The following is a 14,299-nucleotide window of genomic DNA, read 5'->3' on the forward strand; positions in this document are numbered from 1 at the left end:
AGACCGTATCACGGTCGTAGGACATTCGGTCGGGGCAGCTGGAAGCGGTCGTGGATTCGTGGGCGGTGTCTGACTCAAGCATCCAACTGTGCGTAGAGCACCGAGGGGTCGCTCAGAGTGTTCGTCCGCTTACTGGTTGTCGTCGCAGGTCGTGAGGTCGATGCGGGATCCCTCGGTACGTCATCGGGGCTATGGCTTTAAGTGCTGTTTCGGCACGCGCACGGTCGATCCTCTGCGCGGACGTCGCTGGCGGAGCGCCGAGCGCGTCGTCGGTGCTGATTTGATAGCGGTCACGGTAGGCAGCAATGATGCGAGCTGACCGGCGCCAAGTTGCGGGGGCTCGTGAATCAACCGATTCAGTGCCCAGGCCAACTACCCAGGGCACGCCCGCTGTGAGGTCGCGGTCCAGTACTGCATCTACTCGCTCCTCCATCAAAGCTTGGCGCTCCTCAAGGGCTATTCGCATTTCGTCGCTCATTGTTCCGGTTGCTTCTGGGATCAGCCCTACGACCAGGCGAGGCGCCTTACGCGAGCGCCCAGAGCCAGCCGCACGTGCAGTGGCCGCCGCAACTCTGTGTCGCAACACCGCTGCAACATCATCTGCATCATCGAATCCGCGTGCTCGTACTAGTCGCGGGAGCAGCGCATCAACATCATGGTGGTTTGCTTCAGCGCGACGTAGCTCGGCAGTCAGCGGACCGAATGCATTGGAGTCGATTGCAGCGGAAGCTTCGCCCTCTGTAAGTCCGGAGCTGCGAAGCAGTGACGCCCAGCGGTCTCGTTGCGCAGCGGCTGCGATGGTCTCGTACTCTGCAGCGAGCTGCGCGATCGTGCCCCAGGTCTCTTGCTCAGCAACAACCGATTCATGAGCCGAGAGTTCCGCGCCAACATTGTGTAGCACGCCATATAGAACGCTCCGGGCCGTTGCCTCACCATCATCGGCAGGATGCGGTTCGTTGTGAATCGAATCGGGCCGATCCACTGCCACATACGCCTGGTTCCGCTCACGCCCTCTGGTCATCGCAACGTACAGGTTCTCGCGCGTCATCGACGAATCGACGAGCACATGCGCAGTGTCGGTCGTGACACCCTGCGCCCGGTACGAGGTAACCGCATACCCCAGCTCCAGATGCTCGGCAGCATATGCCGCAGGCAACACAACCGAGCATCCCCTGCTTGCTCCGAACCGACGGACAACGACCGCACCATCGGTCCGCACATCAAGTACCGTCCATCGGTCACCATTTCGCACCCATCCGCGCCCCGCAACGAGCCTGCGATCGTTCTTGCGCGTAATCACTGTGTCACCGGCTGCCGCTCGACTCTCATCGTGCAGCATCGCTTCGCGCGGTCCGCGCACGGTACCGTCAAGAATCAGGTCAGTGCGTGCCCGGTTGTTGAGGGCGGCCACCGATTCATTGGAGTCAGAGATCAAAATCGAGGATCGCCCCGCCGCTCGATCCGCTCGCCAGGCCTCATACGCGGCATCGACCATGGCTTCGGTCTCACCACCGAGGATGCGAGCGTGCTGGTCATAGGCGTCAATGGCTTCGGTGCGGCCGTGCCGCAGATCAAGCGAAGTGGTTTTCTCCCAGACGTGGGTGAAGCGGTGCACAGCAACGAGTTCAGGAACATCGTCGCGACTGTGCGCGAGTAGCCCGAAAGCTCCTCCCGCATCGACCGATTGGAGCTGCGCATAATCACCAACCAGCAGCACCTTCGCACCAGCCGACGCCGCTAGGCCTGCGATGCGTTCAAGCGAAAGTGTTCCCGCGAGAGAAGCTTCATCGAGGATCACCAGTTGCCCGGCAGAGAACCCTTCGCCAGTGGCCAGGTGGTTCTGCCACCATTTCGCGGTGTTCTCGGTTGCGATCCCGAGGTCCTCAGCGAGCACCTCGGCCGCACCAGCTGAAGGCGCGAGCCCCACGACAGAACCTGTTCCATGGGCCGACTCCCATGCACTTCGTAGCGCGAGCATCGCGGTCGTTTTCCCTGCGCCAGCAGGGCCTACCAACAGATCGACAACACGGCCCGAGACCGCGATCCGAGTGAGCGCTTCGGCCTGATCATCTCCGAGCACGCGCTCCTCACGATCAGGCTTACGCGCAAACCTCTCGATCGTCGCCAGCGGCACCGTCGGCGCACTGGCGTCGCGACTGAGTCGAAGCAGTCGATCTTCGGCTTCGAGCAGCAGGTTCGACGAGAACACGGTTGAGTTCTTCGGTCTGAACACCGACGACTGATCGCTTCGCCGAAACTCCACGGGGCTGGAGGCCAACTCGAACGGTGTCAACCGCAAGGACACTTGTTCTGCGGCATCGACCACGAGCCCGACGACGGCTTCGCGATCCTCCATCGAGGCAAACCGGTAACCCATGGTCTGTCGTGCAGCTTCTGCGGTGAGGTTCCAACGCCGCCAGGTTGAACGCTTCTCACCAACCGCAGCAACCACGCTCTCACCGACCGACCGAAGCACATCGAGAGGAATGTCATCTGCACGAAATAGCAATGGCTGATCGTTTGATGCAACCCGCCGTGCCCACGCGGTTGCATCCTCGCCCAGAATCGTGCTCGCCCGGTCACGCCATCCAGCGGTCAGATTGGCGAGCGAGTGCAAAGCTTTCTCCGGCCGCGTCGAAAGTGTTGCCTGTGCTCGCAATTTCATAATCACTGCAGCGTTCGGCCTGCGCCCATGCCGTTCAACGTAGTCGTCAATGAGCTTGTCGGTTTCAACGTCAATGTGGCGTGAACGTGTTGAGAACTCGGAAGCAAGTGATTCAGGCACCGAACTGATTGCCCAGCCTGGGTTGCGGTTGCGTCCCATAGCCCGAAGTTCCCATTCGACACCGAGAACTCGGGTCAGATGATCTGCGAACACCGCCTCGTGCAGTTCTGAGATCGCAACCGTCGCGGCATGCATCGGCCGACTATCGAGAGACCTCCATTTGCCATCGAGCACGGTCTGCACTTTGTTGCTGATGACGACGTGCGTGTGCAAGTGAGGATCACCAGCGCGTGAGTCGTAGTGATCGTAAGCGGTTGCGATCACTCCGCGCACATCGACTTGCGCAACCGCACCGTTGCCTGCGCTTGCACCTGCACGGGTGAATGCAACCTCGCGTTCCATGTACGCAACCATTTGCGCAACCGCCGCATGATGCGCTTCCGCGATCAACGCCTGGGTCCCTGCGTCAGCGACCGCCCAGAGCACGCTCGCCGACTTTGGGATGGAGAATGTGAAGTCGAATCCGGCAACCGCTTTGCGGCCTCCTCGTTCGGCTTCTTCGGCTTCGATGGCCGCAATCGCTCGGCCTCGTTCGACCGGGCTCAGCAAAGAATGGAGCGCCTCGACTCGGGCTTGAACGCGCTGTTCGACACTCTTATAGACCGGGTATGCCCGCCCCAGCGGTGCTCGGGTGATTGGGTCGCGCCCCATTCCTACGAGGAGTTGGAGCTGTGCTTCGCTGACTTCATCACCAGGCACCAGTTGGCCGCTGCCGAGCGCCGAAAGCCCGGCACCCATCCACCTGCCGGGAGGTGTACCTTCAGAGGAGTAGTAGCGAGTCAACGGCATCGATAGTGATCGGTCTCCGTCGCCTGCCGCGACGGTGCGCAGCAGGTATTTGTATCCGTCTCCGGCGGACATCACCCGCATTGACACCGTCATGGTCGAGCACCTTTCCTTCGTTACAAAGGAGGTGGTCAACAGGGGTCAGAACCTCGATCTGCCAGAGGCGTGGTGACTCAGTGAGCGGGTAATATCACTCAGCCTCGCCGCTGTCTCTGATTGACCGCTCAGGCCCCTGCCAGATCTTGGCGATCACGCGAGCAAGCTCGTCGGCTCGATCTTCGATGTCTTGCTCCGTCCAAGACTGCTGATGCTGGAGGATCTCCTTATTTAAGACCTGCAGGTTGAACTGGCTGAGGATGCTCCACTTACCACGCCCGGGCTGCCCGCCATGGGACAAATCCTTGGCTTCTGCATCCGTCCAAGGCCGGTTCGAAAGAGACGAATTCAACGATTGCGGAATGAGCGTCAAATTACCGAGCGTATGTACCGCTCTATCGCGCTGCTGTTCTTGCTCAGGAGTGAGCTGAACTGCGGGCCGCCAATGTTCACGCCACTTCTGCGGCATCACGTGCTCAATCGACATCGAAACAGGCAGTGGCACGTCACCGTACCTCGAATCCTGCGCACGCTTATACTCCTCGACCGCGCGAAGCACTACGGCGATACGGTTCTGTTTGATGTAGCCATACAGTCGCTTGGAGCCCACCTCGGCTATGAACTTCTCGTCACTTGGCCACTCGCGCGTGTGGGCGGTCTGCTGTGACAAGAACGTACGAATCTCAGCACCCGCCTGCTTCACTTCCACTGACGACAAGGTCTTTAACAACGCGACAACGAGCTTGTTCAAGTCCTTCGAAGTCATCTGCAGTAGCGTTCGCCGAACGATCCAGCTCTCCAGTGCGGCGAGCCCGATCTCGATCTGTTCATCCGGAAGGCGGTGGTTCGGAGAGATCGCCCACAGAAACACCGGCGTCGTTGCAGCGAGTTCCATCGTCTCGATGATTCGACTCCGGAACTTCCCGGCCGCCGTTTGCGTATCTAGGTCCCCGAAACCTCGGTAGGTATCTGCGTCGGCGCGAAGCTCGGTCAAGAAATCTTCGGCGGTCGCTGGAGTGTCCATGAGCGGTGTCGCATACTCAACGAAAGTGCGAAAAACCAGTTCAGCTTTCACTTCGTCCCGCATACGCATGGTGAGCCAGTAGTGCAGGAAAATGTCCACGCGTGAGCGGCTCAAACGCCCCTGCGTGATCTCCTCGCGCCACCAATCCGTGTCGAAGTCCTCCCACAACGTGCGCGACCACTTGTCAACATCCGCACCGATCTTCTGCCCATGCCGGAACACCCAGTTCTTGATCAGATCGGCCTTTAGCAAAGGCGTACCGCGGTCGTTGAGCGTCTCAAATATTAGCTGCGCGTCGTCATCACCCGTAAGGTCGATGGCGACAACGACGAGGCGGCTAGCGAGGGTTTCTGCCAGCTGTTCTGCACGCTCGGCAGCGTTCCCCGGCGGCACTTCGCCATCATCATCGGCGAGCCCGGCAATCCAGCGTTCTGCTTCTGCGCTGAAGAAATCATGGGCGCCCTGGATCTGACCGGTTTCGCCCGGGTCTGGTTCAGCTGGGTCCATCGCATGGATGAACTCGGCGCGGTTCGCTTGGGACGGCCAAAGCTTAAAGCGTTGTGGCGTTCCTCTGTAGACCGCCTGTTTGTTGAGGATCAGCTCTTCAAGACGCTCAGCTTCTTCTTCATGCCCGTTCTTGTTGAGTACGTCCTGGACCGCATCGAGTAGCAGCTGCAAGGTGGTAAGCCTCTGTTGTCCGTCGATGACATCCAGCTCGGTGATTGCGGCGCTGCCCGCCTGAAGCAGCTCAAACACTACCGCTCCGAGGAAGTGGCTCTTGATCGGCGTTGAGGAAGCCACAAGGTGGCTCTCAGCGACGCGCTGGATGTCGTCCCATAGTGGAGCCCACTGGTCTTCTTCGTTCCACACGTACGGCCGCTGGTATGCCGGGATCACGTAGTGTTTGCGACCCTCGAACAGTTCTGTCGCGGTTGCTTTACTCGGTTGTTGCAATTGCCTGATACTTTCTGTCTCAGCCGTCGAGTGCCCGTGCAAGGTGCTTTACGAACTGCGCGGTGCGGCGCTTGCGCCCGAACGTCTGCAAGGTCATTGCTTCAAGATCAGCACGACTCATTGCCGGGTTCCCTTCTCCGATGAAGCGAGCGGCATTTCTGATCTCTACCGGGCTGATTCGGGTGAATGGACGATCCACGTCGCTCCCGTTGGGGCGGAACTCTGCCCAGGTGCCAGCAACGATCGAATCGGGCCATACGAACTTGTCTGCATCCACGTTCAGACCAGACGCAGCAATCTGTCGCGTAATTTGTCCCCGACGCTTGGAGTGGAGCTTGTTCATCCCAAACGATGCCGCGACCAACTCAGCCAAACGATCGATATGGATCGGTCCTTCGAACTCTGCAATCTCAACTGCAACAGCCCTGACCTGCTCTTTGGCGGCCTTCTTAGGTAGGTCGTCGAGCACTGAAGTGTCTCCCACCAGCACGATGGTCCAGGCCTCGAACGCGGAGCGCTCAGAGCCGATCCGAGGTGTCTCCGCTGCATTCCTGCGAATCAGCATGCTCGGATCAGGTGTCACTTCCTCGTCAGAGGGCGCAGGATCAATCTGCTCGTCTGCGGGGTCGCTCTCAGCCGTTACCGCCACCGGAACAATCACATCCGCCGAAACTGGCGGGCTCGTGACGCCAGATTCTCTTGCAACCTCTTCAAGCGCCGCCAGTCGCAACTTCTCGGCGCGCACGAGACCTTCACGATCGTTGAAGTGCTCGAGCAGCCGTACGACAAAGTCATGCGTGCGCCAGGCATCAAGTATGTTGAGTTCGTCTCCGTGAGCCCAGCGATTACGCATGATTCTTAACTCGCTGCCCAGGGTGCTCACGATTCGAGTCCGCGGATCATCAAATGGGAAGCCGAGCCCTCCGAGTCGTTCTGTCAGCATTCGCAACTGCGCTTGAAGATCCAAGAGCGAGTACTGCTTGTTTGCGTATCCTTTGGCGTTATCCAGCTCCCGCAGAATGACGGGCCATTCCAAGCCTTGTAGTGAAGAGGACAGCCGAGTAGCAATGATGACGTTGAGACGACCAGCAAGCAGATCGAGACCGTCCTGCACGGATCCACGAGGGTTGAACTTCACTACTCAGCCTTTCCTTTCACTGCCATCCAAGCAACCAAGCGAACTTCACCCTCGCTGATGTCAGGCAATGGTTCTACCTTGGGAGGCGGCTGGATACCGGCTGCAGCAACCTCAGCTGCGATAAGTGAGATTCGGTCGATATTTGTGTTGCCGTCACGTATTGCAGCACGCACGGCTTTTGCGACTTTCGCAGAGGGCACACTGCGCAGCTGACGCAGTAGGAAGCGCTGCTCTTCACTTCCAAGAAACCCGCCATGCTCGCGAACCAGGTCCGATGCGTCACGGAACGACTTAGGCGCGTCAGCCTGGAGATTGTTTGGGTCAGTGAGGTCTTGCCACATTTCGAAGACGTTTTGCTTGGCCAGTTGCCAGGCATCAAAGGCGCGATCGTAGACCTCATCGTTCATCCACCGTGGTCGATCTGCGTCATCTGGATCGGCAGCCACCAAACTCTGCAGCGTATCGGTGCTGACGTTTTGTGCATCTTCTGAGTCGATCGTCCAGTCGTCATTCACCGCTACATACCGAAACCAGGGTTGTGGGTGGTTTGCGATCTTGACGCAGAACACGTATCCGTTGCCAGCAACGTGTGGATTCTCGAAGCCACTTCCTGAGCCATAAGGGAGATCAATGATCTCTCGTCGAAGTACCGGGTCATGTTGGAACGCGTTGTATAGCCTGCGCCGGTACTCCTCGCCAGAGAGTGCCGCGCTGCTTCCACGATTGTCGAGAAGTTCTTCGATGTGCTCTATCGCATCATCTCTGTCGGCGAGAATCACTTCGGTACCGGCTTTTCGGCCGGGCAGGACCTGCCCCGTGCCCACAGCAGCTTCAGCTTGCGCGAGCTTTCGTTCGAGTGTCGCTTCGAGTTTGAGGAGTTCGTCAAGACGTTCTGCGGGGAAGAACAGCCCCATTTGCACAGTGTCGTGTTTGCTGCCGATACGGTCAACGCGACCGTGGCGTTGCACGATGCGCATGGGGTTCCAGGGCAGGTCATAGTTGATCATCTGCCCGGCTTGTTGCAAGTTCACACCTTCAGCAAGCACGTCTGTGGTGAGTAGGATGTCGAACTTATCTTCTGCGGTGGGGCGACCGTCATCCGTAAGTCGACTTGCAGTTTCTGGCGCGAATCCTTCAATGGTTGCGGCACGGCCTCCCATGTCGACACCACCGTGTTTCCCTGCGCGTTGCACAGACGCATATGCGCCCATGATTGGCGGCGCTACACGGTTCTTGTAAAGCTCCAAGGGTGACCCTTCGGGCGCGGCCTGTACAGCTGCGGAGACTTCTTCGTGGAGCGCAGTGATTGTGTCGGAATAAGTCGAGAACACGATCACTTTTCGTCTGTCACTTGCAGGAACGCCGCGGGGATCGACCCGTTGCGAGGCTTCGGCGATGCGAGTGAGTTCTGTCACGAGACGCGCAGACTTGAGTTCGCCGTCTGCGATCGTCGCAGCCGTGAGCCCACGTAGCTCATCCAACAGTACGAGATCCCCTTGCACATCTTCAGTAAGCGCGTCGCTATGAAAAAGACTTGCAGGCATCGCGTCACTCGCATCATCCTCGTCAAGTTCTGCAACAAACGTGTCGAGGTCATCCGACTCAGAGGATCCCCACTCTCTGAGCGCCTCGCCTTGCAACACAAAGCCCTTGTTGAGCGCCGCAAGAAATACTTCATGTGTCTTGATAAGCGTGGTGAGCGTGCTGTGTAGCGCTTGCGGGCTGCTCTCCAGACGTTTTAGCAGAGCGGATCGCAGCAGACCGGCGTTGCTGATCTGATACCCCTCAAGTTCACGGTTGATCGAGTATGCACTCGATGTGTAGCGCGCGAGCATGAGTCGGTGTGGGTCGCGGGTGCGCCGGTCGTATGAGGCATAGATGTCTTCGTCATCGGGGCGATCAAGCGCGTACACCATGCGGTCGATAAGTTCGATTGCGCTCGCATCGAGTTCGTAATCGATACGTCGCACCTTTGGCTGCGGAAACCGAATCAGCATGGGTTGCCCGTTCGGACCGGTGATTTGTTCGTTCGGGTATTGCTCTTTGACAAATTTTCGGGTGCGGCGAACGGCTACCTGATCCATTAGGTCAAACAAGTGCTCAGGGGTGAGATTCTCTGGATCAAGTGCTTGAGCCTGCCGGATGTACTGGCGAATGCTTGGGATTCCTATCCCTGCGAAATGTGCATCGTCTCGCACAAAGTATTTGATCAAGGTTTCAAGATCAGTGAGGCTGTTATTTACCGGTGTCGCCGTCAGCAACACGACCTTCTTAGGATATTTGCCTCCAAGAATCACTCGGTCAACAGCCTCGGATCTGGCAGCTGCTGCATTTCGTAAGTTGTGCGCTTCATCAATGACGACCAGTGCGTACTCTTCGATTCGTGCTGAAAAGTGTGGATAGTCCTTGTGCGATGGATCCATCTTGTTGCGGATCTCTTCGTAGGAGTAGACGTCGGTGAGCCGAAACCCGTGCTTGTCTAGGAATGGCTCCCACATGCCCTTTTTGAGCGCGGCAGGAGCGATGATGAGTACTCGCTGACGTTGTTCTTCTGTGGCCCGGTGCACGATTTCACCGGCAAGATAAGTTTTGCCGAGGCCAACCTCGTCAGCCACGAGCACGCCTCCGAGGCTGTCGAGCAGTCGTTCCATACGTGCCACGCCATCGCTTTGGAACTGTGTTAGCCCAAAGGCGGTGACGGGGGTGCTTTCTTCGTCAAGGTGCCCGTTGTAAAGTTCCCACAGCATCCGAAGAAAGATGCTCCAGGGTTGGTGTTCATCCCACTGGTGTTCATAAAGCGCGGCGAGATCGTAGGGGTCGCTTTGTCGCCAGTAGTATTCGAACCAGTCGACAACCTTCGCGGCATGGTGCTGGTCACCTGCGGGGTAGCCAAGGTTCAGTTCAGCGTTGAGATTCATCCCCGCATAGGTCAGGTTGCTTGATCCTGCGAGCACTGCTCGCATCGGGGGCTGATCTGAAATGAAGGCTTTTCCATGGAGGAACCCGTCAGTGTAGCGCCGCACCTCAATCTTTGCTTTACCCGTCGGGTCGACGGCGCGAAGCCACTCAACCATGCGTTTCGCTTCTTTAGTAGTTTCGCGATCAAACCCCATAGTGTCGCGTTCCACGCGCAACCATGCCTCATGGGTGTGCAGTGCAGCATCAATTCTCTGGTCGTAGTCAGCGTCTTGGGCCGCAAGTGCGCGGACCGCGTCTTGGTCGGGCTCTGCGCCCAGGAGCAGTCGAACCCGGGGGGCCTGTTCTAGTTCGTCAGCGATTACCGAGAACCCTGCAGGGTTAATGTAGGCGGTCGCGATAGCAAGTGGCGGCGCCTCGGCAGCATGTTCTCGAAGTGCGCGAAACAGTCGCGTGACTTCACTGCCAACCGTCATCCCAAGGTCGGGGCGGTTCGTAGCAAACGCTGGTAGATAGTCGTGGGTCATTGCTTCACTTTCCACGCCCGGTAATGTGCGAGCACCGCTGTTAACCTCGGTTCGAAATCCCAACCTCGATGGAATGTCGAGAACACATGCTCGACCTGATCTTCGGAAAGCTCATACAGCAGCGACACGAGCGCGTCGAGCTCGGTCACGAGAGCTTCTTTCATAGCGGGGGAATCAACTGAGCCGACAGGAACACCTACAGCTGCGGCCCATTCGGCGTAACGCTCGTCAACAGCCGCCAGTCGTCCGGCGATCTCGACCACCCTTGCTCCGCATGGGGAGGTCAGATCTATCGATGGAACTGGGCTAGCGTTCAGGAGTTCAAAGGACAATGTGAGTTCAACCCAACGACGCATGAACCAGTCAAACGGAATGCTAGCCATGATGCCGAGTAGCGCCGCTTCGCTGCGCTCATCGCCTTGCCGTCGAACAAGCACAGGTGCTTTGTGAGTCGCCGAGGTCCCCGGTGGGATAAGTGTCGCGATAGTTGTGCGGGTGTTTGTTTGGTTTGTCACGTCCCTGAACGCGATGCGAGGACGGTCTAATGGCAATTCGCCGTTCTCGAAATCAACTCGATAGTAGGCGGACCTCGCTGTTCGCACCGCACGCTCAAGCTTGTTTTCAAGGTGTGCACGCAAGACTTTGGGTCCGGAGTAGGCGTAGGGGTCGCCCGCATCTGGGTCCCACAGGTTGAAGGATGCTCCGGCGTACACGGGAACACGACCCCGAGCATCATCAACGTCAAACTCAAGCAGCTTCTTGTCGCTCGTCGCGTTCAGGTCTCCTTGGACCGGACGGAACTCCCAGTCCTCCCGCGCGTCATCGAAGCGGGGTTGTTGCTTCATCAACCGGAAGATTTCAGCTGACTTCGGGTCAGGGATCAACGGAAACGCCGCTGTTGACGACCACTCAACAAACTCTGTGGTGGGCACCTCTGCGACGGAGGCTGCGTGTTCGATGAAGTCCTTCTCGTTGCCGAACGGGCCCGCGAATCGCACTACGCTTTCACCGCCCCGTTCCGCCACCGTCAGTCCAACGGTGTACTGGCCATGCACTCCTTCAAATATCCACTTGTTGGTGTTGATGAGGAAACAAACGTCAGCGAACGACCCCTCTTCCAGGACTTGCTGACGCCAGCGTGCGAGCGCCGAGCCTGAGAGTGCACCGCGAGGCAACACGACCGCGGACCTGCCCCCTTCTCGAAGCAGCTGCCAGTTGCGCCATGCAAATGCCTGATAGAGATCAAGGTGCGCCGCTCCAAGCCCGAGGAACGGCCCGGATGCGACAGCACTCCGCTGCAAATCCACGGCCTCAATCTCTTGCCGATACTCAACTTCCAGATCGGGCCTTCCTGCCCTGAATTCCTTGAGGGCTGCCTGTCTTGCAGCTTGTCGCAGTCCTCGCAGTTTAGGAATCCGTAACCCCCACCATTGGTGTTCTTCAACGTGGAGCTTCTCCCAGGGTGGGTTTCCGAGGAGCACGTCGAATCCAGGGTTTTCCCGAATGAACACTTCAGGGAAGAGATACGGCATGTGTGCAGGGTTGAGTTGTTGTGTGGCCTCTTCGACTTCACGCTGTTCCGTGAGCCTGGTCAGATCTTCTTCAGTGAGCACGGTGCCCGCCTCTACTCTACCGATGCGAGCCGCGACCGCCGCGTCAAATATCTTGCGGGTTGGCTCCGCGGCCTGTCTAGCGTCAGTGAGCAGCTGAGCGGCTTCTTCTGCCTGCGCTTTATCTGCCTCATCTGCATTGGCGAGATCAACGAGAAGCACCTTGGAGGTCGCCAAGCCGTTCAAGATGATCTCATCGAAGAATGAAACCTGACCTGGGTCGCGCTTTGGCTGCAGTGCGTCGAGCGCTTCACCAACCGTGCCGATACCAGTGAGGCTGTTGGCGCAGACCAGCCCATGATCAAGGTTCGACATTGGTAAACCTGGAACGAAGGTATGGATCCATATCGCAAGTCGCGCCAGCTCCACTGCAAGTGGGTTGATGTCTAGTCCGTAGACACAGCGTCTGGCGATCTGACGACGCAGCAGGCTCACCTCGTCCACTTCAGCCTTTGCTACCTCGTCGTCACCGAGCATGTCTTTTGCGACACCTGCAAGACGAATAAGTTCCTGACGAACCCCTGCAACATCGTGCTCGGTGAGGAAGCTGCGCATCATCGCTTCGATCTTGTCCACTGCTGCGACTAAGAAGTGCCCTGATCCCATTGCAAGATCTGCGACACGGAAGTCGAAGAACTCGCGTGCCGCGCGCACCTCATCACCTGAGCGTAGATAACCGTCGATCTTTTGCAGGTGCTTGTGGAGAGCAGGTTTGACCGACCGATCAATGAGGTGGTCAACAACCACCTTGGGGGTGAAATATGACCCTGTGGCTTTACGTTCACCTGAAGCGGAGTGGAAGTACACGCTCCCCCGAGGGGCTTTTACCACTTCATCGGGTTTTGCCGGAACCCAAGCATCATTCTTGTCAGTAGTGAGATCTGTATCCGCTAACGAGAGTGAGCTTTCAAGCAGACCCTCGTAGATGGTTCCAAATTCGCGAACGCTCAGAGAGCGGAAATCAACGGGGCCCGGAACATCGTCTTCGCTAATGTCAACTAGCAGGCTTTTGAGCGCAGGTCCAAGTACCGAGTCTGGGACACTGAGCTTCGCAATTAACGACCCTTCAATGCTTCTCGCTGGGTCAGCAGCGAAAAGACCTCCGTTGTATGCAGGTACATTCCACAGCGGATTTCCCTGGTCTATTGCGTTCCAGACTTGCACGAGGTCGAACCAAATCGATGCAGCATCAGGACTGAAACTCGCGACGTCAGTTTCCATGTCACGTTGCGCGATCGTCTTCAAACTGTTTGCGTCATAACGTTCGTTTCGTCCTGCAGGAAGGAGTTGTCGATCCTCTGCGTAAGCCTGAAAGAGCAAACGGAAAAGTATGCGCAATGTTAGTCGATACGCGGTTGATAGCCCTTCGGGATCAACCTGAATATCAAGTTTCGGTAGTTGCGATGCGACATACTTAGCCAACGGTGGAACTACGTCATCGTAGATTCGCTCGCGAAGCCTCGTTCCGAGTGCTGTGGCGTATCTGTTGCTCTGTTCGAGCAGTTCTGTGGCCGTACCTTGTTTCTCGAGTGCTGCTGCAGAAAAAATGAGTGGGAGTAGCGCTGAGTACTTGTCATCGATGGTTGAAAGATCAACTTCAAAGAACGTCTCCGTTTGGCCTTTCTGCCCGACTCCCACTCCATCGCGGCCCGGGTACAACCGGATTTGGTCCTTGCGCAGTACCAATAACCATGGCACTTCTAGACGTGACGTGACATTGAGGCCAAAAGCTACCGGAGTGAGCTGGAAGCGCGGGCTCTTCGTATCAAACTGCTCAGTCTCATCAAGCAGCACTGCGACAGCCTGCGGTGCGTCAGTGCTGGCAGAAAGCAATAGCGTGTTTCCAACTCCCACCTTCGACTTGAACCCCAGAGCTTCGACCAGGCGGGCACCTCGTTGATGAAGCAACGGCGCGGCTTGCTCGGCCAAATCTGCCCAGTCGGAACGCTTGGGTACATTTTCACGAATGTGATGGCTTGCGAAAAGCCCACTGTTCGTGAAACCAGAGATCGTCGTCGTCTCGAGTGCTTTCTGATAACTCGAAAAACGTTGCCGTGCTGCAAGATCGTCGGGCTCATCAAGCACCGACTGCAGGTATCGCTCGGCCAACGACACAGGTAGCTGCAGCATGACATTCTGTGGATCGGGACCATACAAATAAGCAGTCTCACCGTAGGTCACCACAACTACGAGGGAGATCTGCTTTTTGCCACGACGGCGATTGAAGAGGCCGGAAAGAATCTCACGCTTCGGCTGTGTAGCGGAGTGGGCAACCGCCACCTGGAACCCACCAAGACCGTCAGGGTCAGCACCGATGTAGATCTTTCCAAGCGTGATTCCAGAAGGGGCATCATTGTCGCGCCAGACGGGCGCCTGCTCGGCTACGAGTTTGAACATCACTTACCTATCTCAATCACAACTAGTACGGGCTCGCCTGTTGCCCTTGAATACACAGACCAAGGA

At 57.6% G+C, this 14,299-nt stretch carries 5 protein-coding genes; all 5 read right to left on the reverse strand.

What is annotated here, in order from left to right:
- Nucleotides 1-112: 112 nt before the first annotated feature.
- Entirely contained in the window at nt 113-3,667 is a 3,555-nt protein-coding gene (mobF, locus tag KTJ78_RS03910) for a MobF family relaxase (RefSeq protein ID WP_217132819.1), read from the reverse strand.
- A gap of 94 nt (nt 3,668-3,761) precedes the next feature.
- Entirely contained in the window at nt 3,762-5,645 is a 1,884-nt protein-coding gene (locus KTJ78_RS03915) for a DUF262 domain-containing protein (RefSeq protein WP_217132822.1), read from the reverse strand.
- A gap of 19 nt (nt 5,646-5,664) precedes the next feature.
- Nucleotides 5,665-6,783, reverse strand: a complete 1,119-nt coding sequence (locus tag KTJ78_RS03920) for a DUF3320 domain-containing protein (protein ID WP_217132824.1) — start codon at nt 6,781-6,783, stop codon at nt 5,665-5,667.
- Nucleotides 6,783-10,226 (reverse strand): helicase-related protein, encoded by a 3,444-nt coding sequence (locus tag KTJ78_RS03925; RefSeq protein ID WP_217132826.1) that lies wholly within the window; start codon nt 10,224-10,226, stop codon nt 6,783-6,785. Before KTJ78_RS03925 ends, KTJ78_RS03920 begins: the two co-directional genes overlap by 1 nt.
- Entirely contained in the window at nt 10,223-14,233 is a 4,011-nt protein-coding gene (locus tag KTJ78_RS03930) for an Eco57I restriction-modification methylase domain-containing protein (protein WP_217132828.1), read from the reverse strand. Before KTJ78_RS03930 ends, KTJ78_RS03925 begins: the two co-directional genes overlap by 4 nt.
- Between the last annotated feature and the right edge of the window lie 66 nt (nt 14,234-14,299).

This window comes from Leucobacter chinensis (genome assembly GCF_019049105.1).
GTDB lineage: Bacteria > Actinomycetota > Actinomycetes > Actinomycetales > Microbacteriaceae > Leucobacter_A > Leucobacter_A chinensis.

Coding starts and splice junctions, on each gene's coding strand:
- mobF (WP_217132819.1), bottom strand. CDS start 3,667: ATGACGGTGTCAATGCGGGTGATGTCCGCCGGAGACGGATACAAATAC.
- KTJ78_RS03930 (WP_217132828.1), bottom strand. CDS start 14,233: ATGTTCAAACTCGTAGCCGAGCAGGCGCCCGTCTGGCGCGACAATGAT.
- KTJ78_RS03925 (WP_217132826.1), bottom strand. CDS start 10,226: ATGACCCACGACTATCTACCAGCGTTTGCTACGAACCGCCCCGACCTT.